Annotated in this window: 15 protein-coding genes; 8 read left to right on the top strand and 7 right to left on the bottom strand. The window is 67.6% G+C overall.

Annotated features, from left to right (window positions below):
* The first annotated feature begins 14 nt into the window (after positions 1-14).
* Both DK368_RS12345 and DK368_RS12340 read left to right on the top strand, forming a co-directional pair.
* On the top strand, positions 15-539 hold the full coding sequence (locus DK368_RS12345; protein ID WP_338045702.1) for a PAS domain-containing protein: 525 nt from the start codon (positions 15-17) through the stop codon (positions 537-539).
* The gene (locus DK368_RS12340) at positions 508-1,812 is read left to right on the top strand and encodes a methyl-accepting chemotaxis protein (RefSeq protein ID WP_155524567.1); all 1,305 of its coding nucleotides are present in this window, start codon (positions 508-510) and stop codon (positions 1,810-1,812) included. The genes DK368_RS12345 and DK368_RS12340 overlap by 32 nt, the downstream gene beginning before the upstream one ends.
* A gap of 77 nt (positions 1,813-1,889) precedes the next feature.
* Here DK368_RS12340 and uvrB read toward each other — a convergent pair whose 3' ends face one another.
* Both uvrB and DK368_RS12330 read right to left on the bottom strand, forming a co-directional pair.
* The gene (uvrB, locus tag DK368_RS12335; RefSeq protein ID WP_114394263.1) at positions 1,890-4,199 is read right to left on the bottom strand and encodes an excinuclease ABC subunit UvrB; all 2,310 of its coding nucleotides are present in this window, start codon (positions 4,197-4,199) and stop codon (positions 1,890-1,892) included.
* A gap of 94 nt (positions 4,200-4,293) precedes the next feature.
* Entirely contained in the window at positions 4,294-4,932 is a 639-nt protein-coding gene (locus DK368_RS12330; RefSeq protein ID WP_114394262.1) for a hypothetical protein, read from the bottom strand.
* Positions 4,933-5,127: 195 nt separating this feature from the next.
* Between DK368_RS12330 and DK368_RS12325 the strand changes: the two genes are divergently transcribed.
* The gene (locus DK368_RS12325; protein ID WP_114394261.1) at positions 5,128-6,333 is read left to right on the top strand and encodes a pyridoxal phosphate-dependent aminotransferase; all 1,206 of its coding nucleotides are present in this window, start codon (positions 5,128-5,130) and stop codon (positions 6,331-6,333) included.
* Between the two features lie 79 nt (positions 6,334-6,412).
* Here DK368_RS12325 and DK368_RS12320 read toward each other — a convergent pair whose 3' ends face one another.
* Positions 6,413-6,982: a hypothetical protein gene (locus DK368_RS12320; protein WP_114394260.1), complete on the bottom strand. Its 570-nt coding sequence runs from the start codon at positions 6,980-6,982 to the stop codon at positions 6,413-6,415.
* 210 nt (positions 6,983-7,192) lie between these two features.
* Here DK368_RS12320 and DK368_RS12315 point away from each other — a divergent pair, with 210 nt between their 5' ends.
* Positions 7,193-8,005 carry a universal stress protein gene (locus DK368_RS12315; RefSeq protein ID WP_114394259.1) on the top strand — a complete coding sequence of 271 codons (813 nt, stop codon included), beginning with the start codon at positions 7,193-7,195 and terminating at the stop codon, positions 8,003-8,005.
* 110 nt (positions 8,006-8,115) lie between these two features.
* Here the strand turns inward: DK368_RS12315 and DK368_RS12310 are convergent, their stop codons facing one another.
* On the bottom strand, positions 8,116-8,595 hold the full coding sequence (locus DK368_RS12310) for a Dps family protein (RefSeq protein ID WP_114394258.1): 480 nt from the start codon (positions 8,593-8,595) through the stop codon (positions 8,116-8,118).
* Positions 8,596-8,876: 281 nt separating this feature from the next.
* Entirely contained in the window at positions 8,877-9,242 is a 366-nt protein-coding gene (locus DK368_RS12305) for a hypothetical protein (protein WP_114394257.1), read from the bottom strand.
* Between the two features lie 276 nt (positions 9,243-9,518).
* Here DK368_RS12305 and DK368_RS12300 point away from each other — a divergent pair, with 276 nt between their 5' ends.
* On the top strand, positions 9,519-9,848 hold the full coding sequence (locus tag DK368_RS12300; protein WP_114394256.1) for an SMR family transporter: 330 nt from the start codon (positions 9,519-9,521) through the stop codon (positions 9,846-9,848).
* A 21-nt stretch (positions 9,849-9,869) separates the two neighbouring features.
* Here the strand turns inward: DK368_RS12300 and DK368_RS12295 are convergent, their stop codons facing one another.
* Positions 9,870-12,368 carry a ligase-associated DNA damage response DEXH box helicase gene (locus DK368_RS12295; RefSeq protein WP_114394255.1) on the bottom strand — a complete coding sequence of 833 codons (2,499 nt, stop codon included), beginning with the start codon at positions 12,366-12,368 and terminating at the stop codon, positions 9,870-9,872.
* A 120-nt stretch (positions 12,369-12,488) separates the two neighbouring features.
* On the opposite strand from DK368_RS12295, the gene DK368_RS21850 reads away from it, so the two are divergent.
* Positions 12,489-13,916: a 5'-methylthioadenosine/adenosylhomocysteine nucleosidase gene (locus tag DK368_RS21850; protein ID WP_205028207.1), complete on the top strand. Its 1,428-nt coding sequence runs from the start codon at positions 12,489-12,491 to the stop codon at positions 13,914-13,916.
* A gap of 14 nt (positions 13,917-13,930) precedes the next feature.
* On the opposite strand, the gene DK368_RS12285 is transcribed toward DK368_RS21850, so the two are convergent.
* The gene (locus DK368_RS12285; RefSeq protein ID WP_162306014.1) at positions 13,931-14,581 is read right to left on the bottom strand and encodes a TenA family protein; all 651 of its coding nucleotides are present in this window, start codon (positions 14,579-14,581) and stop codon (positions 13,931-13,933) included.
* Positions 14,582-14,695: 114 nt separating this feature from the next.
* Here DK368_RS12285 and DK368_RS12280 point away from each other — a divergent pair, with 114 nt between their 5' ends.
* Both DK368_RS12280 and DK368_RS12275 read left to right on the top strand, forming a co-directional pair.
* Positions 14,696-15,988 (top strand): replication-associated recombination protein A, encoded by a 1,293-nt coding sequence (locus tag DK368_RS12280; protein WP_114394429.1) that lies wholly within the window; start codon positions 14,696-14,698, stop codon positions 15,986-15,988.
* 403 nt (positions 15,989-16,391) lie between these two features.
* Positions 16,392-18,617: a TonB-dependent receptor gene (locus tag DK368_RS12275; protein ID WP_193552286.1), complete on the top strand. Its 2,226-nt coding sequence runs from the start codon at positions 16,392-16,394 to the stop codon at positions 18,615-18,617.
* Positions 18,618-18,687 lie beyond the last annotated feature (70 nt).

The raw sequence follows: 18,687 nt of genomic DNA, 5'->3' as shown, positions 1-18,687 counted from the left end.
TGGTGGAGATGGCGATGACGAGAATTCTGACCGGACGAGAGCGGTTATTCTCTGAAGATGAGCTGATCGTTACGAAGACGGACCCGAATGGCCGTCTGACGTATGCCAATGATGTTTTCCTGAATATCTCCGGCCTTACCGAAGAGCAGGCGCTGGGGGCGCCGCACAGCATCATCCGGCATCCGGATATGCCCAAGACCATCTTCCGTCTGCTCTGGGACACTGTGAAGAGCGGGCACGAAATATTCGCCTATGTCGTCAATCGGGCCAGCAATGGCGACCATTACTGGGTGTTTGCCCATGTGACGCCGACCTTCGCCAGCGATGGCGGCATTTCGGGCTTCCACTCCAACCGGCGTGTCCCTGACCGCCGCATCATCGGTGCGGTGATCCAGCCGCTCTACCGGGACATCCTGGCCATCGAGGCGCGGCACGGCCGCGCGGCGGATGGAATGGCGGCCGGGCTGGCGCATCTGCAGGAAATCCTGAAGGGAAAGGGTGTTAGCTATGACCGGTTCATCTTTTCTCTCCAGGGCTAGTCAACTGGCCGCCGTGGCCGGCCTGGCCGGTTCCGCCGCCATGGCGGCCGGGCTGGCCGGTGCGGCGGAAATCGCCGGACTTTTCGGCGTCATGGCTGCCGGTGCCGCGGCGGCTGCGTTCTGGATGATGCGCCGGACCGCTGCCGAAATCGCCCGTGCCCGGGATGTGGTCCGGGCGTTGGCGGCCGGCAATTTCGACCGGCGGATCACCGGTATCCGGGATCGCGGGGACCTGGGGGGCGTGCTGCGGGGGGTGAACGACTTCGCCGATCGGGCCGACGCCTTTGTGCGCGAGGCCGGCGCGTCCCTGCAGGCGGTCAACGAGCAGCGCTATTACCGCCGTGTCCTGGAACGCGGCATGGTCGGCGCCTTCGGGCAGGCCAGCGCCACCATCAATACCGCCACGGCCGGCATGGCCACGCGGATTGCCGACCTGAAGCAGGCCGCGGACGGGTTCGAACAGGAAATCCGCGGCATTGTCCAGGCGGTGGCGGCCTCGGCCACCCAGCTCCGCGGGTCGGCGGAGGCGTTGACGGGGATCTCCCGGACCACGGATGGCGAAGCCCGCGCCGTGTCCCAGGCCTGTCAGCAGGCCAGTGGCAATGTCAACACGGTGGCGGGGGCGGCGGAAGAACTGTCGGCCGCCATCCGTGAGATCACGCTCCAGGTGACCCGCTCCTCCACCCTGGCCCGCACCGCCAGCGAAGGGGCCGGGTTCACGCGGGGACAGGTCGGCAGTCTGGCCGACGCGGCGAGCCGGATCGGGGAGGTCGTGACCCTGATCACTGATATCGCCAGCCAGACCAACCTTCTGGCCCTGAACGCCACCATCGAGGCGGCCCGGGCCGGCGAGGCCGGCAAGGGCTTCAGTATCGTGGCGGCCGAGGTGAAGGCGCTGGCCACCCAGACGGCCCAGGCAACGGAAGACATCCGTGCCCAGGTGGCGGCCATCCAGCAGGCGACGACTGGCGTGCAACAGGCCGTCTCCGGTCTGGCCGGCATGGTCGGCGAGGTGGGGCAGATCAGCAATGCCATCGCGGCAGCCGTGGAGGAACAGAGCGCGGCAACGGCGGAGATCGCCCGCAATATCGAACAGGCCGCCGGCAGCACCGGTGCCGTGACCACACGGCTGGCCAGCGTGTCGACCGCGGCGGGAGAGGCGAGCCACGCCGCCGGTGAGGTCCTGGGGGCGGCCACCGACCTGTCCGTCCGCTCGGAAAGCCTGGGCGAGGATGTCGAGCGGTTCCTGCAGCGGCTCCGTCACGCAGTCTGAGCGGTTGCCGGCAGCGCCGGCGCATGGGCAGTGACAGGCCGATCCCAGGATCTTCCCGTCAGGGCGACCCGGTCGCGTCAGCGCCGGGGCTTGCGCGTGCGGGTGCCGCCGAACTGGATGCCGCCGACCTCCACCCCGCCATCGTCGGTGGCATGGGCGGCCCGGGGACCCTTGCCGCCCGGGTCCTTGCCCCCATGGTCCCTGTCGGCGCGGCCCTTGCCGGCGCGAGCCCGGTCGCCGCGGCCGCGCGGGCGTTCCCCTTGGGCCGAGGCGCGGATGGGGCTGGCCCCGGCGGTGCCGGGTCCGGCCAGCCCCAGATCCATGGCTTCCAGCCGGCGGATCTCATCGCGGATGCTGGCGGCGGTCTCGAATTCCAGGTCGGCCGCGGCCTGCCGCATCTTCTTCTCCAGATCGGCGATGACGGCCTTGATGTCCTTGCCGGCCAGGGTGATGCCGGCGGCCCCGGTATCCACCTCCACCCGGTCGCCGCGCTCATAGACGCTGCCCAGCACGTCGGCGATGTTCTTCTTCACCGATTCCGGCGTGATGCCGTGCTCGGCATTGTAGGCCAGCTGCCGGGCCCGGCGCCGTGCCGTCTCCTCCAGCGCCGCCTTCATGCTGGCCGTCTCCCGGTCGGCATAGAGGATGGCGCGGCCTTCCACGTTGCGGGCCGCGCGGCCGATGGTCTGGATCAGCGAGGTGCGGCTGCGCAGATAGCCTTCCTTGTCGGCATCCAGGATGGCGACCAGCCCGCATTCCGGGATGTCCAAACCTTCCCGCAGCAGGTTGATGCCGATCAGCACGTCGAACACGCCCAGGCGCAGATCGCGGATGATCTCGATGCGCTCCAGCGTCTCCACATCGGAGTGGATGTAGCGGACCTTGATGCCCGCCTCCATCATGTACTCGGTCAGCGCCTCGGCCATCTTCTTGGTCAGGGTGGTGACCAGCACGCGCAGGCCCTTGGCCACGACCTCCTTCACCTCGGCCATGACATCGTCCACCTGGGTCTCGGTGGGGCGGACGATGACCTCCGGATCGACCAGGCCGGTGGGGCGCACCACCTGTTCGGTGAAGACGCCGCCGGTGCGCTCCATCTCCCATGGGCCGGGCGTGGCCGAGACGAAGACCGTGGGCGGACGCATGGCCTCCCATTCCTCGAACTTCAGCGGACGGTTGTCGGCGCAGGAGGGCAGGCGGAAGCCGAACTCCGACAGTGTCGATTTGCGCATGAAGTCGCCGCGGAACATGCCGCCGATCTGCGGCACCATGACGTGGCTTTCATCCACGATCAGCAGCGCGTCCTCCGGCAGGTACTCGAACAGCGTCGGCGGCGGCTCGCCGGGATTCCGGCCCGACAGGTAGCGGGAATAGTTCTCGATGCCGGCGCAGGAGCCGGTGGCCACCATCATCTCGATATCGAACTGGGTGCGCTGCTCCAGCCGCTGCGCCTCCAGCAGCTTACCCTGGGCGTAGAACTCCTCCAGCCGGATCTTCAGGTCGCGCTTGATCTGCTCCACGGCCTGATTGAGCGTGGGCTTGGGCGTGACATAGTGGCTGTTGGCATAGACCCGCACCTCCTTCATGGAGGCCAGCTTCTCGCCGGTCAGCGGGTCGATCTCATGGATGGCCTCCACCTCATCCCCGAACAGGGAGAAGCGCCAGGCCCGGTCCTCCATATGGGCCGGGAACAGCTCCACCGTGTCGCCGCGCACGCGGAAGGAGCCGCGGGCGAAACCGGCATCGTTGCGGCGGTATTGCAGCTCCACCAGCTGGCCCAGGAACTGCTGCCGGTTCAGCAGCTGGCCGACCGCCACGTCCACGGTCATGGCCTGATAGGTCTCGACCGAGCCGATACCGTAGATGCAGCTGACCGAGGCGACGATGATGCAGTCCCGCCGCTCCAGCAGCGCCCGCGTGGCGGCGTGGCGCATGCGGTCGATCTGCTCGTTGATCGAGCTTTCCTTCTCGATATAGGTGTCGGTGCGCGGGACGTAGGCCTCCGGCTGGTAATAGTCGTAGTAGGAGACGAAGTACTCCACCGCGTTGTCGGGGAAAAAACTCTTCATCTCGCCATAGAGCTGGGCCGCCAACGTCTTGTTCGGCGCCAGAATCAGGGTCGGGCGCTGCAGCCGCTGGATGACATGGGCCATGGTGAAGGTCTTGCCGGAGCCGGTGACGCCCAGCAGCACCTGATCCCGCTCGCCCCGTTGCAGCCCCTCCGTCAGCTCCTCGATGGCCCGCGGCTGGTCGCCGGCGGGCGTGTAGTCCGACACCACCGTCAGCGGCATGCGCATGGGCGGCGTCTCCAGCCGGGCGCGCCAGGGCATGGGCGCGGGCTGGAGCACGGGCTGGGTGTCGGCGGGGAAGGGGGCGTCCTGTGGCATGGCAGAGAAGATAGGCCTGTCCGCCGCCGGATGCCAGGGGGGATGATCCGGGTTTGTTCCCATGGCCGACCACCCTTGCGGCCGCCACGGACCGTCAGGCGACCGGCGCACCGCCAGCGTCCCGCAACGCCGTGCTCAACGGTTCCCAGGCCTCCTCCATGGCCTCGCTGGCGGGGCCATCGTCGGCGGCCATGGCCCGCACGGCAGCCACAACGCCGTCCGCATGGCAGCAGCCGCGGGGCGGGCGTCCGCGGAAATCGGCGGTCTGCGGGAACACGGTCAGCAGCCGGATGCGCACCAGCGGAAAGCGCGAGCGGATGGCATGGATCAGCGGCCGCAGGGACACGACCGGATTCGGCATGGTGCCGACGGTTCCCTGGCCGTTGATGTAGCGCCATTGGCCGGCACGGCTGTTGACCATGACCTGTCCCGCCACGTCGGCCGGTGCCGAGGTGACCAGAAGCACGGAGGAGGGCAGGCGGATGACCTGGTCCAGCTTCAGCACCTTGCCCTTGCCGGCGCGGATGCGCACCTCGTTCAGCAGGGGATAGGACAGTTCCTCCAGCGCCATGCGCCGCTTGAACAGCTCGGCGTTGTACTGCCGTTCCGACAGGGGGCGGCGGCGGTGCGGACGGAGCGCCAGGGCAATGCTGACAACGAGCACCACCACCACCGCGGTCGCGGTGCCGATGCTGACGAGATCAACGAGATCAAGACGCTGTAGGACGGGCATTCCGATGGATTACCGCAGGACCGGCCAGCTGTCACGGTCACACCGGCCCCGCATCGGCCGGGGGGCGCGACGGCCAGCGGCATCCGGCGCTTTGCCGAAAACGGGGATGTGCCCCGACAAAGGGGCTGTTGCTGATGAATCCGGGGACTCCTAGGCTGCGGTCGGCCATTTTTCGCCGTAACCCGGGGTGCCTCCATGCCATTTCTTGCCGATCGCCTCTCCCGTATCAAGCCGTCCGCCACCATCGCCGTGACCAGCAAGGCGCGGGCGCTGAAAGCGGCGGGGCGCGACGTGATCGGCCTTGGCGCCGGCGAGCCCGACTTCGATACACCCGAGAGCATCCGCGAGGCGGCCAAGGCCGGTATCGACCGCGGCCAGACCCGCTATACTGACGTGGACGGCACGGCCGAGCTGAAGAAGGCCATCGCCGCCAAGTTCAAGCGGGAGAACGGGCTGGAGTATGATCCGGCCTCGCAGATCAGCGTCGGTACCGGCGGCAAGCAGGTGCTCTACAACGGCCTGATGGCCACGCTCAATCCGGGGGACGAGGTCATCATCCCTGCGCCCTACTGGGTCAGCTATCCCGACATGGTGCTGCTGGCCGAGGGAACGCCGGTGGTGGTGCCCTGCGGGGCCGAGAACGGCTTCAAACTGCAGCCGCAGCAGTTGGAACAGGCCATCACGCCGAAGACCAAATGGCTGATCCTGAACAGCCCCAGCAACCCCACCGGCGCCGCCTACACCGCGGCGGAGCTGAAGGCCCTGGGCGCGGTGCTGCTGCGTCATCCCCAGGTCTGGGTCATGACCGACGACATGTACGAGCACCTGGTGTTCGATGACTTCCCCTTCGCCACCATGGCCCAGGTCGTGCCGGAGCTGCATGACCGCACCCTGACGGTCAATGGCGTGTCCAAGGCCTATAGCATGACCGGCTGGCGCATCGGTTATGCCGGCGGTCCGAAGGCGTTGATCAAGGCCATGGCCGTGATCCAGAGCCAGAGCACCAGCAATCCCAGCAGCGTCAGCCAGGTGGCGGCCCTGGAAGCCCTGAACGGCCCGCAGGATTTCCTGAAGGAGCGGGCCAAGGTGTTCCAGCAGCGCCGTGACCTGGTGGTCTCCATGATCAACCAGGCGCCGGGCCTGCATTGTCCCACGCCCGAAGGCGCCTTCTACGTCTATCCCAGCTGCGCCGCCACCATCGGCAAGACCACCCCGGATGGTACGGTGATCAAGACGGATGAGGATTTCGTCACCTATCTGCTGGAAGCGGCGGGTGTGGCTGTGGTCCAGGGTGCCGCCTTCGGCCTGTCTCCCTTCTTCCGCATCAGCTACGCCACCAGCACCGACGTGCTGGAGGAAGCCTGCCGGCGCATCCAGCGCGCCTGCGCCGCGCTGCGCTGACCCTATGGCCGGGGGCGGGCGCAGCCGCCCGTCCCCCCCCACACACGGCATCGCACCGCCCTTCAGCCACGGACGGCGTTTACGGCCGCCCGGCCCGCGGGCTGGCCGGGTCCTCGGCCGGCGCGGTCAGCGGCTTGGCCAGCACCAGCACCCACAGGATCTCGTCATTCGGCCCCTTGGCCCGCGTGTTGAACTCACGGGCGATGCCGATCTCGGTAAAGGCCGGGTCCGACAGCGGAAAGGCCGTGAGCAGGTCCGATTGCAGCAGGGCAATGGCCTGGGCCGGATCTGCGGAGGAATAGGCCTGGATCGTCGTGTCCAGCATCGGAATATAGAGGTGCCGGATCAGGTCGGCATGGACGGCCGTTCCGTCCGGCTGCGTCGCGCCCGTCTGTACCAGCCGCAATGCCTCCGCCGCCGCGACCCGGTCCAGGCTGGCCACACGCCGCCAGGGGGTGGGGCGCTGAGCCTGTAGACCCTCCAGCAACTGGGCCGTGGGGTCAGAGGCCGTCATCACCGTTGGCGGTGTGGGGGAGGTCAGAGGCTCGGTCTCCACCGGAACGGCGGTTTGCGCCGAACCGGCCGGCGACAGCAGGGACAGCGGCACGACGCACGAGAACAGGGCGGCCGACAGCGGGCGGATGGTCATCCTGCGTTCCTTTCCGAACGATGGTCCCCTCCCCGAATTCTTCCATTGAGAATCAGCCTTCACCGGCAGCGGGTCCTTGACCTGGGTCAAGGACGCAAGGGGCTTGGCGCGGCAGGCTGTTTGCCATCATAAGACATCGAGCCAACGGTTGGGGCGGAATATGAACCGCCTCCGCGTGCAACACGCTCGCAGGTGAAGGGGAGAGAAACCATGGGCTTCAAGACAGTGCTGGTGCATCTGGGGCTGGATGCGGAGGCGCCGCGGCGCTTGGCGGCTGCCGTTGCGTTCGCGCGCCAGCAGGATGCGCTGCTGCGCGGTGCGTTCATCGTGTTGCCCATGCATGTGCCGGGTGTTCCGCTGGGCGCCAGCCTCAGCGATGCCCGCGAGATTGCCGCCCCCATGGCGACGGAGAAGCGGGCGGCGTTTGAGGAAACCTGTCGGCGCGAAGGGGTCCGGTGCGACTGGGTGTTCGATCTCGGCGACATGGCGGAGCAGCTGGCGATCCATGGCCGTTGCGCCGATGCCATCATCATCAGCCAGGGGGCGTCCAAGGGACCCTTGCAGGACTATCATGCCAGCCTGACCGAGTTCCTGCCTTTCGCGGCCAGCGCGCCGGTCATCGTGCTGCCGCGCGGCAAGGACAGCATCATTGATCCCAGCCGCATCGCCATCGCCTGGAAATCCTCCAAGGAAGCGGCCGCCGCCGTGCGCGATGCGCTTCCCTTGCTGAAGGAAGCGGGCAAGGTGACGGTGGTCACGGTGCGGGAGCCGGGCAGCCAAGAAATCCAGGGCCAGGATCTGTCGGCGTTCCTGGCCGAACATGGGGTCGCCGTGGACGTCCGCACCCTGACCGCACGGGAAACCGGAACCGGCGACGCCATCCTGGCCGAGGCGGCCAGCGTGCAGGCCGGTCTGATCGTCATGGGCGTCTACGGCCATTCCCGTCTGCGCCTGCGCATCCTGGGTGGTGTCAGCCGGTATATTCTGGCCAACAGCCCAGTGCCCCTCCTGGTGACGCACTGACGCCCGGCCACCCGGGTCGCGCCGGCTGACGGCGGGAAGAGGGCTGGCACGACAGCAAAAAGGGGCGTCCCGCGGGGCGCCCCTTTCGTTCGGGCGATGCGAGTGCCCGACTATTCCAGCAGCGAGCGCAGCATCCAGGCGGTCTTCTCATGGATCTGCAGGCGCTGGGTCAGCAGGTCGGCCGTGGCCTCGTCCCCGCCCGTCTCGGCCAGCGGGAAGACGCTGCGCGCCGTGCGGGCCACCGTCTCATGCCCCTCGACCAGCTGGCGCACCATGTCCATGGCGCTCGGAACCGACGGCTCCTCCTGCACCGAGGTCAGGGCGCCGAACTGGCCGCCGCTGCCGGGCGCGAAATGGCCAAGCGAGCGGATACGCTCGGCGATCTCGTCCAGGGCGTTCCAAAGCTCCGTGTACTGCCCCATGAACATGGTGTGGAGCGTGTTGAACATCGGGCCGGTGACGTTCCAATGGAAGCCATGGGTCTTCAAATAGAGCGAGAAAGTGTCGGCCAGCAGGCGCGACAGGCCCTCGGCGATCGCCTTGCGGTCGGTTTCATTGATGCCGATATCGATGGCGACGGATTTGGCCATGATGTCCTCTCCGTTTGGTTTGTTGCTGGATGTCAGGATGGGCCTGCCGGTCGGATACGGCAAGTCGTTTTTAGAAAGATTCTAAAGAGCCTGCCCTGCCGAGATCGCAAGGCTGGCGCAGGATAACGGGTTCGTCGGTCGGGGACATCCCGTGCGTCGTCGCATCCACACGTTTTCCCGCCAGCCGAGACGGTCCGGACCATTGGCGGGGAGGGCGGCATGAAAAAGCCCCCGCCGGGGAGGCGGGGGCTTCACAGGCCCGGGGGGCGGCCGGCGTTCTGTCAGCGCGGCAGGGCCGCGACCTGATCCATGGCAACTTCCGCCGTCCGGCTTGTCGCGCGGATGGCGGTGCCATAGTCGATGCGCAGCTTGCGTTCGGCATAGGCGGCGCGGCTCATCTGTGCGGCCAGGGCCTCCTTTTCGGCCCGGCTCAGGCTGTCGCGCCGCGCATTGACCTGCTGGCGCAGACAATCGATGTGGTTCTGAACCGCGGCGCTGTAGTCCCGTACCACGCGGGCCGGGGTTTCCGCACTGACGGCGGGAGCAGCCGGCAAGGCGGCGCAGGTTTCGGTGGCGCCGGCGCTGCCGGCGGTGAAGAGAAGGGCGGCGGACAACAGGGACGCGGCCAGGGGGGCGACGAGGCGCATGGCTGTCTCTTTCTCTCTATCTCTATCTCAGGAAGTGCTGCACGGCCCGGCGCGCGGTTTTGTATGCGCTGCGGCAATGACCGGCTATGGGGTCACTATGGCGGTTCGATCGGCAAAGGGCTGTGACCGCAGCCACAGGTGCCATGCACCGAACGCGGGGGCGCCCCTCCACCCACGGCAGGCGGTGTGATGGGCATCACCCGGCACTGGGGCGGTTCCATGGCAGGGAAGCCGCCGGCCTCATCACTCCCGTTTCAGCAAGGGACCTGCACCGTCATGGCCTATCTCTATCTGGCTGTCGCCATCATCGCCGAGGTCATCGGCACAACGGCGATGAAGCTGTCGGACGGGTTCACCCGGCCGGTGCCGAGCGCGGTCACGGCTGTCGGCTACGGTGTCGCCTTCTTGCTGCTGTCCTGGACCTTGCGCAGCGTGCCGGTGGGCATCGCCTACGCCATCTGGTCCGGTGCCGGCATCGTGCTGATCTCCGCCATCGGCTGGGTCTGGTTCAAGCAGGTCCTCGATCTGCCGGCCCTGGCCGGGCTGGGCCTGATCCTGGCCGGCATCCTGGTCATCAACCTGTTCTCGAAATCCGCGGGGCACTGACACCGGAGCGTCAGCGGGCGGTCACAGGGCCAGGTGTCCCTGCCGGTTCTGCGGGCGACGCATCAGCTCCGGAGCCGCTTCCGCCACCAGTTCCTGGGCCGCCTCCTCCAGCAGCGCCTCGGTGGCGCTGCCGGCCACCTGTTCCCGCCCGATCTCCAGGATGACGGGGACGGCCAGCGGGGAGATCCGGTCCAGCCGCCGGTGCTGGATGCGGCCTTTCACCCGGGCCAGCATGTCCGACAGGCGGCGCACATCGGTCAGTCCGGCGGCGGCGTCGGCGCGGGTGGCGCGCAGCAGCACATGGCCGGGCTCGTGCTTGCGCAGCACGTCATAGATGAGATCGCTGCTGAAGGTGACCTGACGCCCGCTCTTCTCCAGACCGGGGTGTCGCCGCTCGATCAGGCCGGAGATCACCGCCACAGTGCGGAACATGCGCTTCAGCATGGAGGATTCCTCCATCCACGCCTCCAGATCGTCGCCCAGCATGTCCTGGTCGAACAGCATGTCGAGATCGGTGCCGCTCGGCGCCTTCAAGGCCCAGGTGGCCAACACGTAATCGGTGGCGACAAAGCCCAGCGGCTGCAGGCCCAGCCGCTCCATGCGCCGCGTCAGCAGCATGCCCAGCGTCTGGTGGGCATTGCGTCCCTCGAAGCAATAGGCGACCAGGAACTCCTTGCCGGCGCGCGGGAAACTCTCCACCAGCAGGGAGGAGCCGTCCGGCAGGACGGAACTGTGGCGTTGCAGGCGCAGCCAGTCCTGCACCGCCGGCGGCAGGGCGATCCAGCGACCGGGATCGGCCAGGATGCCGCGCACGCGCTCGGCCAGATGGGTCGACAATGGCAGCCGGCCGCCGGCATAGGCCGGCACCTTGGGGTCGCCGCCCTTGCCCTTGGCCACCTGAACCTCCATGTCGCGCACGCCCAGGAAGGTCAGCAATTGCCCGGCGAAGAGGAAACTGTCGCCCGGTGTCAGGCCATTGACGAAATACTCCTCCACCTTGCCCAGCACGGCGCCGCGGTTCATGCGGACATTCAGCATGATCTCCTCGACGATGGTGCCGACATTGAGCCGGTATTGCCGTGCCACCTGGGGCGAGGCCGCGGACCACAGGCCGGTGTCCGCATCCCGGACCAGCCGCTTGAAGCGGTCATAGGCGCCCAGCGCGTAGCCGCCGGTGGACACGAAGTCGAACACGTCGTCGAAGCCGTCCCGGTCCAGGTCGGCATAGGGAGCGGCGCGCACCACCTCGGCATAGAGCGCATCGGCGGAAAAGGGGCCGGCACAGGCGACGCCGGTGATGTGCTGGGCCAGCACGTCCAGCGCACCGGGACGCGGCGGTTCCCCGTCCAGGGTGCGGGCGCGGATGGCCTCCACCGCCGCCTCGCATTCCAGCACCTCGAAGCGGTTGGCCGGCACCAGCAGGGCACGGCTGGGCTCGTCCAGCCGGTGGTTGGCGCGGCCGATGCGTTGCAGCAGCCGCGACACGCCCTTGGGCGCGCCCACCTGCACCACCAGATCCACCGCCGCCCAGTCGATGCCCAGATCCAGCGACGAGGTGGCGACCACGGCCCGCAGCCTGCCGGCGGCCATGGCCGCCTCCACCTTGCGGCGCTGCTCCACCGCCAGCGAACCGTGGTGGAGGGCGATGGGCAGATTGTCCTCGTTCAGCCGCCACAGCTCCTGGAAGGCCAGCTCAGCCTGGGCGCGGGTGTTGACGAAGACCAGCGTGGTGCCGTGGCGCTTGATGCGCTGATAGACCTCGGCCAGGGCGTGCAGCGCCATATGCCCGGCCCAGGGCAGGTACTCCTCCGTGGCCAGGATCTCGACCTCGGCCCTGGCGCCGGTGCGGCCCAGCACCGTGCGCACCGGCGCCAGCTCGCCCTGGCCGTCATGCAGGCGGCCGGTGGGCGACAGCCAGGCCACCAGATCGTCGGGCCGGGCCACGGTGGCCGACAGGCCGACACGGCGCAGATGCGGCGCCAAGCCGTGCAGGCGCGACAGGCCCAGCGCCAGCAGGTCGCCGCGCTTGGTTCCGGCCAGGGCGTGCAGCTCGTCGATGATGACGCAGCGCAGGCCGCGGAAGATGTCGCCGGCATCGGGGTAGGACAGCAGCAGCGCCAGGCTTTCGGGCGTGGTCATCAGGATGTGCGGCGGCTTGCTGCGCTGGCGCGCCCGCTTGGCCCCCGGCGTGTCGCCGGTGCGCGTCTCCGCCCGGATCGGCAGCCGCAGTTCGGCAATGGGCTGTTCCAGATTGCGCTGGATGTCCACGGCCAGCGCCTTCAGCGGCGAGATGTAGAGGGTGTGCAGCCCGTCGCGCGGACGTTCGGACAGTTCGATCAGGCTGGGCAGGAATCCCGCCAGGGTCTTGCCGCCGCCGGTGGGGGCGATCAGCAGGGCGTTCACCCCGTCTTGTGCCGCATCCACCATGGCCAGCTGATGGGCATGGGGCGCCCAGCCGCGGCTGCGGAACCAGCCGGCGATGGATGGCGGGATAAGGTCGGACTCGGTCGGGACGGACATGCGGGGCGCTCGGGCGGGAGATCCGGGTGGTGAACGTGTCGCCGGGAGCCTCCCTTGACAAGGCCCTGCGGAACGGGGTTCGGTGCAGGATAGAAAGCCGAAGACGGTGGGAGGTCCAAGATGGCGGCAATGGAGCAGCTTCTGGCAGCGGTGGTCGCCGGCGATGCGGCCGAAGCGGTACACCTGGCCCTGGCCGACCGCACGCTGCTGTCGGTACGCGGACCCGGCGGCGCCACGCCGATCCTGACCGCCCTCTATCACCATCAGACCGTGGTGGCCGATGCGCTGGCCGAGCTGAAGCCGGAACTGGAGCTGTGCGAGGCGGCGGCGCTGGGTGATGTGCAGCGCGTGGCGGGCCTGATTTCCCAGGAGCCCGGCTGCATCAACGCGCCGGGCGGGGACGGTTTCGCCCCGCTGGGGCTGGCCTGCTTCTTCGGACGGACGGAGGTCGCCGACCTGCTGCTGGCCCGTGGTGCCGATGCCAACCAGGTTTCGCTGAACGCCATGCGGGTGCAGCCGCTGCACAGCGCCGTGGCCGGGCGCCATACCGCCATCGTCCGCATGCTGCTCAGTCACGGTGCCGACGCCAATGCCCGTCAGCAGGCCGGGGTGACGCCGTTGCAGGCCGCGGCCCGGCATGGGCATCTGGACATGGTGACCCTGCTGCTGGAGCACGGGGCCGACCCGCACCAGACCAACGAGGCCGGTGAAACCGCCCTGGGGCTGGCGGAGAAGCATGGGAACGGTCCCGTGGTCGAGCTGATCCGGGTGGCATTGGCCGCCTGTGATCCACGCCCCTTCGGCCTGATCTGTGCCATCCCCGAGGAGATCGCCCATTTCGGTGCCCATTTCACCGAGGCGGAGGCGGAGACCCTGGGCGGTTTCACCTTCCGCCGGGGCCGGCTGGATGGCCGCGCGGCCGTGGTGGTGGAGGCCGGGATCGGCAAGGTCAATGCGGCCATCGTGGCGACGCTGCTGCTGTCGCATTTCGGCTGCCGTGCCCTGCTGTTCAGCGGTGTCGCCGGTGGCCTGGACCCGGCACTGGGGATCGGCGATGTGGTGGTGGCCACACGGCTGATCCAGCACGACTATGGCCAGTTCGTCGATGGCCGGCTGGTGGTGTACCAGCCCGGCATACCGCCGTTGCCGGGCGTGGACTCAACCCACGGCTACATCATGCCGCCGGACCTGGAGAAGACGGTGCGCGCCGCGTTGGCGGGGGTTCAGCTTCCACCGATGCCGGCCGCGGCTACCGGCGGCGGTGAGCGCCGTCCGGCGCTGCTGTTCGGAACGGTGCTGACCGGCGACCAGTTCCTGAACTGTGCCGCCACCCGCGATGACCTGTTCGCGCGGTTCCAGGCCCAGGCCGTGGAGATGGAAGGGGCGTCGGTGGCGCAGGTGGCGGCGGCCTGGGGCGTGCCGGTGCTGGTGGTCCGGTCGCTGTCGGATCTGGCCGGGGCCGAAAGCCATATGGATTTCCCCGCCTTCGTGCGCATGGCCGCCGCCGGCGCGGCCACCGTGGTCCGGCGGCTGGCGGCGGCGATCTGATCCCGACCCGGCGGTCAGCCCCGGTACATGGCGTCGAAGAAGGCCACTTCCAGCTCCACCATGGTCCGGAAGCGGGCGGCGACGCGGGTCTGGTCCGCGGCCGACAGGGTTGGCGCCAGAGTGTCCAGCTCCTGCCGCAGCCCCTGCACGAAGGCACGGAAGGCCGGGTTGGCGTGCAGATCGATCCATTCCCGGTGGACGAAGCGCGGCGGGGCTTTGCCCGCCTGCCGCAGCCCCCAGTCCAGATAGATCCACTCCGCCGGCAGCAGCGTGGCCAGGATCTCGGCATAGCTGCCCTGGGCGCCGGCATCGGCCATGGCCTGGATGAAGGAACGGGCCACCGGATGCAGATCCGGCGCGGTCCGGTCCGCGGCCGGCACGCCCAGATCGTCGAAGCTGCGCAGGAAATAGGTGTTCTCGGCCGAGGTCAGCGCGGCCAGAAACCCGGAGAGTAGGGCCTTGCCGGCCATGGTCGGGGCCTTGGCCACGCCGTAGCCGGCCATGGAGGTCAGGGTGAAGATGAACTGGTAATCCTGGACCAGATAGCGGCGCATGACCGCGTCCGCCAGCGTGCCGTCGCCCAGCTCGACGGTGAAGGGGTGGCTGCTGGCCCGCTCCCACAGCGCGGCATTGTCCCGGCGCAAGGTTTCGGCAAAGCTGGTCATCCAACGGTTCCCTTGTCTGCGGCCTGTGCTGGCCGGGTATAGTCGGTCTTGCACGGATTGCGAAGGGTGGCCGTCGCGGCGGCCACACGGGGACGAGGGAGACGGGTGGTGGCCATGGGTGGACTGTTCGAGAGCCAGGCGCCGCGGCCGCTGGCGGACCGGCTGCGGCCCGCCAGCCTGGAGGCGGTGGTGGGGCAGGAGCATCTGCTGAAGCCCGATGGCCCGATCGGCCGCATGGTCAAGGCCCGGCGTCTGACCAGCATGATCCTGTGGGGGCCGCCGGGTGTGGGCAAGACCACCATCGCGCGGCTGCTGGCCCAGGCCAGCGACCTGCATTTCGAACCGCTGTCGGCGGTGTTCAGCGGTGTGGCCGATCTGCGCAAGGTCTTCGAGGCGGCCAGGGCCCGCCGGGCCGGCGGCCAGGGCACGCTGCTGTTCATCGACGAGATCCACCGCTTCAACCGCGCGCAGCAGGACGGCTTCCTGCCCTATGTGGAGGACGGGACCGTCACGCTGGTGGGGGCCACCACCGAGAATCCCAGCTTCGAACTCAATGCGGCGCTGCTGTCCCGCGCCCAGGTCTTCGTGCTGAACCGGCTGGACGAGGCGGCGCTGGAAAAACTGCTGGGCCGGGCGGAGGCGGAGGAGGGGCGGCCGCTGCCGGTGGACGCCGATGCCCGCACCGCCCTGAAGGCCATGGCCGATGGCGACGGGCGCTATTGCCTTAACCTGTGCGAGGAGCTGTTTGCCCTGCCGGAGGGCACCATGCTGGATACGGCGGGTCTGGCCACGGCGGTGCAGCGGCGGCTGCCGCTCTATGACAAGGCGCAGGAGGGGCATTACAACCTGATCTCCGCCCTGCACAAATCGCTGCGCGGGTCGGATACCGATGCCGCCCTGTACTGGTATGGGCGCATGCTGGCCGGGGGCGAGGACCCGCGCTACATCGCCCGCCGTCTCTGCCGTTTCGCCGTGGAGGATGTGGGCATGGCCGATCCCGGCGCCCTGACCCAGGCCATCGCCGCCTGGGAAGCCTATGAGCGGCTGGGCAGCCCCGAGGGCGAACTGGCCATCGCCCAGCTGGTCATCTATCTGGGCACCGCGCCCAAATCCAATGCCGGCTACAAGGCCTATGGCGCGGCCGTGCGGGCGGCCAAGGAAACCGGCAGCCTGATGCCGCCCAAGCATATCCTGAATGCGCCGACCAAGCTGATGAAGGAGCTGGGATACGGCCACGGCTATGCCTACGACCATGACACGGCCGATGGCTTCAGCGGCCAGAACTATTTCCCGGACGGCATGGAACGGCAGACCTTCTACAAGCCGGTCGAACGCGGTTTCGAGCGCGAGATCCGCAAGCGTCAGGATTATTGGGCCAAGCTGCGGGCGGAACGGCAGGAGCGGTGAGGCTCCGTCCGGACCCTTTGCATTTTGCTGGTGTCTGCGGGATTTTTGGATCGAAAGTTCCCATTTTCGCGAATGGAAGAAACGGATTTGCTGATTTCAGGTTGAGTCCAGGAATTGAAGCAATGTCCGGTGTATTCTTTGTCTAGCGTTTCGAGTGATGCTGCGGCGCAACAGTTTGGGTGTGTCATTTTGCTGTAATATCTTTACGGTCGCTGATTTTGAGGTCTTGGAGTATTGCCCTCCGCCCGGAGGATCTGCCCGGGCATTGGACGGTGATCGGCCTGCTGTGCGTTGCCAGCGCCGCGGTCCATCGGTCCGCTGCGGGCTCATCCTCCACAGGTTGGGCGCCTGTCCCAGGACGGGCCAGCATAATGGGGAAGCGAAATTGCGGTTTAAGCAGATCATGAAGGCGGGCCTGTCGGTCGCCGCACTTCTGGCGCCGGCTGCCGCCATGGCCCAGACCACGGCGGATGGCACGCTGGAGGAGATCATCGTCACGGCCCAGCGCCGCAGCGAGAATATCCAGGAGGTTCCGGTTTCCGTGGCCGCCATCGACGGCGACCAGCTGCGCGATTTCCTGTCCGGTGGCGCCGACGTGCTGGCCCTGTCGGCCCGCGTTCCCGGCCTCTATGCCGAGACCTCCACGGGCCGCATTTTCCCGCGCTTCTACATCCGCGGCCTGGGCAACAGCGATTTCTATCTCGGCGCCTCGCAGCCCGTCTCCGTCATCATCGATGACGTGGTGATGGAGCATGTGGTGCTGAAGAGCTCGCCCATCTTCGACACCCAGCAGGTCGAAGTGCTGCGCGGGCCGCAGGGCACCCTGTTCGGCCGCAACACCACGGCCGGCATCATCAAGTTCGACAGCATCGCGCCGAGCCAGGACACCGAGGGTCGCGCCACGCTGACCTACGGCACCTACAACACCATCACCGCCGATGCCGGCGTGGGCGGGTCGCTGATCGACGGCGTGCTGTCGGTGCGCGCTTCTGCCATGGTGCAGCGCCGTGAGGATTGGGTCACCAACACCGTCAACGGTGACAAGCTCGGCGGCTATCAGGACCGGGCGGCCCGCCTGCAGTTCCTGCTGACCCCCAGCGAGAAGACGGACGTGCTGCTGAACCTGCACGGCCGCGATCTGGACGGGACCTCGTCGCTGTTCCGCGGCTTCGCGATGACCAAGGGCAGCCACAAGCTGAACGACAACTACATCAAGGACAAGGTCGCCTATAACGACGGCGACCATAACGACCAGGAATATTCGGGCTGGGGCAGCTCGCTGAAGATCAACCACGATTTCGGCCCGGTCGTGCTGACCTCCATCACCGGCTACGAGACCACCGACGGTCACAGCCGCGGCGATACGGACGGTCTGGCGCTGAACGCCGCCGAATCCCAGGGCAATGTGGACGATCTGGACCAGTGGACCCAGGAAGTGCGTCTGGCCAGCAATAGCACCGGCCCCTGGAACTGGCAGGTTGGCGGCTTCTACTTCAATTCCAAGGATGAGACCTCCTTCCGTCCGTACAATTTCTTCGAGACGGGCGGGAAGAGCGGTTTCGTCACTCTGGGTAACAAGAACACCTCCTGGGCAGTGTTCGGTCAGACCGGCTATCAGATCACCAGCGATCTGAAAATCACCGGCGGCGTGCGCTACACCGACGACACCAAGAAGATGGATGTGCTGAAGGCCCTGCAGGCCGGCAGCTTCACCAGTGTCGAGGATGGCCGCACGATCAACCAGGCCTCCTACACCGGCGGCCGTCACTTCAAGCTGTCGGACGATCAGGTCAGCTGGGATGCCAGCCTGTTCTACGACCTGACCGACGACGCCTCGGTCTATGCCCGGGTCGCCCGCGGCTTCCGCGGCCCGACCATCCAGGGCCGTACCGTGTCGTTCAACGGCGCGCCCACCTCGGCCACGTCGGAGACCATCCTCTCCTACGAAGTCGGCATGAAGACCCGTCTGCTGAATGACCGGCTGCGTCTGAACGGTGCTGCCTATACCTACGATCTGGACGACATCCAGCTGACCGCCTTCGACTCCAACGGCACCGCCCGCCTGCTGAATGCCAACAAGGGCGTAGCCTATGGCCTGGAAGTGGATGCCGAACTGTCCGTGACCCGGGATTTCCTGGTGACGGCCGGCTTCAGCTACACCGACACGGAGATCAAGGACAAGAACGTGACGTCCTCGGTCTGCGGCAACTTCCCTGGAACCGCTCCGGGCGTCAGCAACCCGGTTTGCACCGTGACCGACCCGATGGTCGGCGGCCGCGCCAAGATCGATGGCAACCCGTTCCCGAACGCGCCGGAATACATGCTGAACTTCACGGCGCGCTATAATGTTCCGCTGGCCACGGGCGCGACCGTCTATGCCTTCACCGACTGGAACGTGACGGGCAAGACCAACTTCGTGCTGTATGACTCGAAGGAGTTCTACAGCAAGGGCGATTTCGAGGGGAACCTGCGCATCGGTTATGAGAGCCCGAACAAGGGCTATGACGTGGCGCTGTTCGTCAAGAACATCACCAACGAGAAGAACATCAAGGGCGTGATCGAGAACTATCTGGCCCCGGTGGTCAACGATCCGCGTACCTTCGGCATCTCGCTGTCGGCCAAGCTGTAAGATCGCGGCGGAAGTCGACGGTTCTCAGCACCCCCGGTGCCCGGCGCCGGGGGTGTTTTCATTCAGGTTG

The organism is Oleisolibacter albus, from assembly GCF_003336875.1.
In the GTDB taxonomy this organism is placed as follows: Bacteria; Pseudomonadota; Alphaproteobacteria; order Azospirillales; family Azospirillaceae; genus Niveispirillum; species Niveispirillum album.
The sequence above is the reverse complement of the archived record's forward strand: the minus strand, read 5'-3'. Positions and strand labels throughout refer to the sequence as shown.

What these genes read in the sequence shown, in the direction of transcription:
- DK368_RS12320 (WP_114394260.1), bottom strand. Translation starts at nt 6,982, where the DNA reads ATGACCATCCGCCCGCTGTCGGCCGCCCTGTTCTCGTGCGTCGTGCCG.
- DK368_RS12280 (WP_114394429.1), top strand. Translation starts at nt 14,696, where the DNA reads ATGGGTGGACTGTTCGAGAGCCAGGCGCCGCGGCCGCTGGCGGACCGG.
- DK368_RS12315 (WP_114394259.1), top strand. Translation starts at nt 7,193, where the DNA reads ATGGGCTTCAAGACAGTGCTGGTGCATCTGGGGCTGGATGCGGAGGCG.
- DK368_RS12275 (WP_193552286.1), top strand. Translation starts at nt 16,392, where the DNA reads ATGAAGGCGGGCCTGTCGGTCGCCGCACTTCTGGCGCCGGCTGCCGCC.
- DK368_RS12300 (WP_114394256.1), top strand. Translation starts at nt 9,519, where the DNA reads ATGGCCTATCTCTATCTGGCTGTCGCCATCATCGCCGAGGTCATCGGC.
- DK368_RS12345 (WP_338045702.1), top strand. Translation starts at nt 15, where the DNA reads ATGACGAGAATTCTGACCGGACGAGAGCGGTTATTCTCTGAAGATGAG.
- DK368_RS21850 (WP_205028207.1), top strand. Translation starts at nt 12,489, where the DNA reads ATGGCGGCAATGGAGCAGCTTCTGGCAGCGGTGGTCGCCGGCGATGCG.
- DK368_RS12340 (WP_155524567.1), top strand. Translation starts at nt 508, where the DNA reads ATGACCGGTTCATCTTTTCTCTCCAGGGCTAGTCAACTGGCCGCCGTG.
- DK368_RS12325 (WP_114394261.1), top strand. Translation starts at nt 5,128, where the DNA reads ATGCCATTTCTTGCCGATCGCCTCTCCCGTATCAAGCCGTCCGCCACC.
- DK368_RS12295 (WP_114394255.1), bottom strand. Translation starts at nt 12,368, where the DNA reads ATGTCCGTCCCGACCGAGTCCGACCTTATCCCGCCATCCATCGCCGGC.
- DK368_RS12310 (WP_114394258.1), bottom strand. Translation starts at nt 8,595, where the DNA reads ATGGCCAAATCCGTCGCCATCGATATCGGCATCAATGAAACCGACCGC.
- DK368_RS12285 (WP_162306014.1), bottom strand. Translation starts at nt 14,581, where the DNA reads ATGACCAGCTTTGCCGAAACCTTGCGCCGGGACAATGCCGCGCTGTGG.
- uvrB (WP_114394263.1), bottom strand. Translation starts at nt 4,199, where the DNA reads ATGCCACAGGACGCCCCCTTCCCCGCCGACACCCAGCCCGTGCTCCAG.
- DK368_RS12305 (WP_114394257.1), bottom strand. Translation starts at nt 9,242, where the DNA reads ATGCGCCTCGTCGCCCCCCTGGCCGCGTCCCTGTTGTCCGCCGCCCTT.
- DK368_RS12330 (WP_114394262.1), bottom strand. Translation starts at nt 4,932, where the DNA reads ATGCCCGTCCTACAGCGTCTTGATCTCGTTGATCTCGTCAGCATCGGC.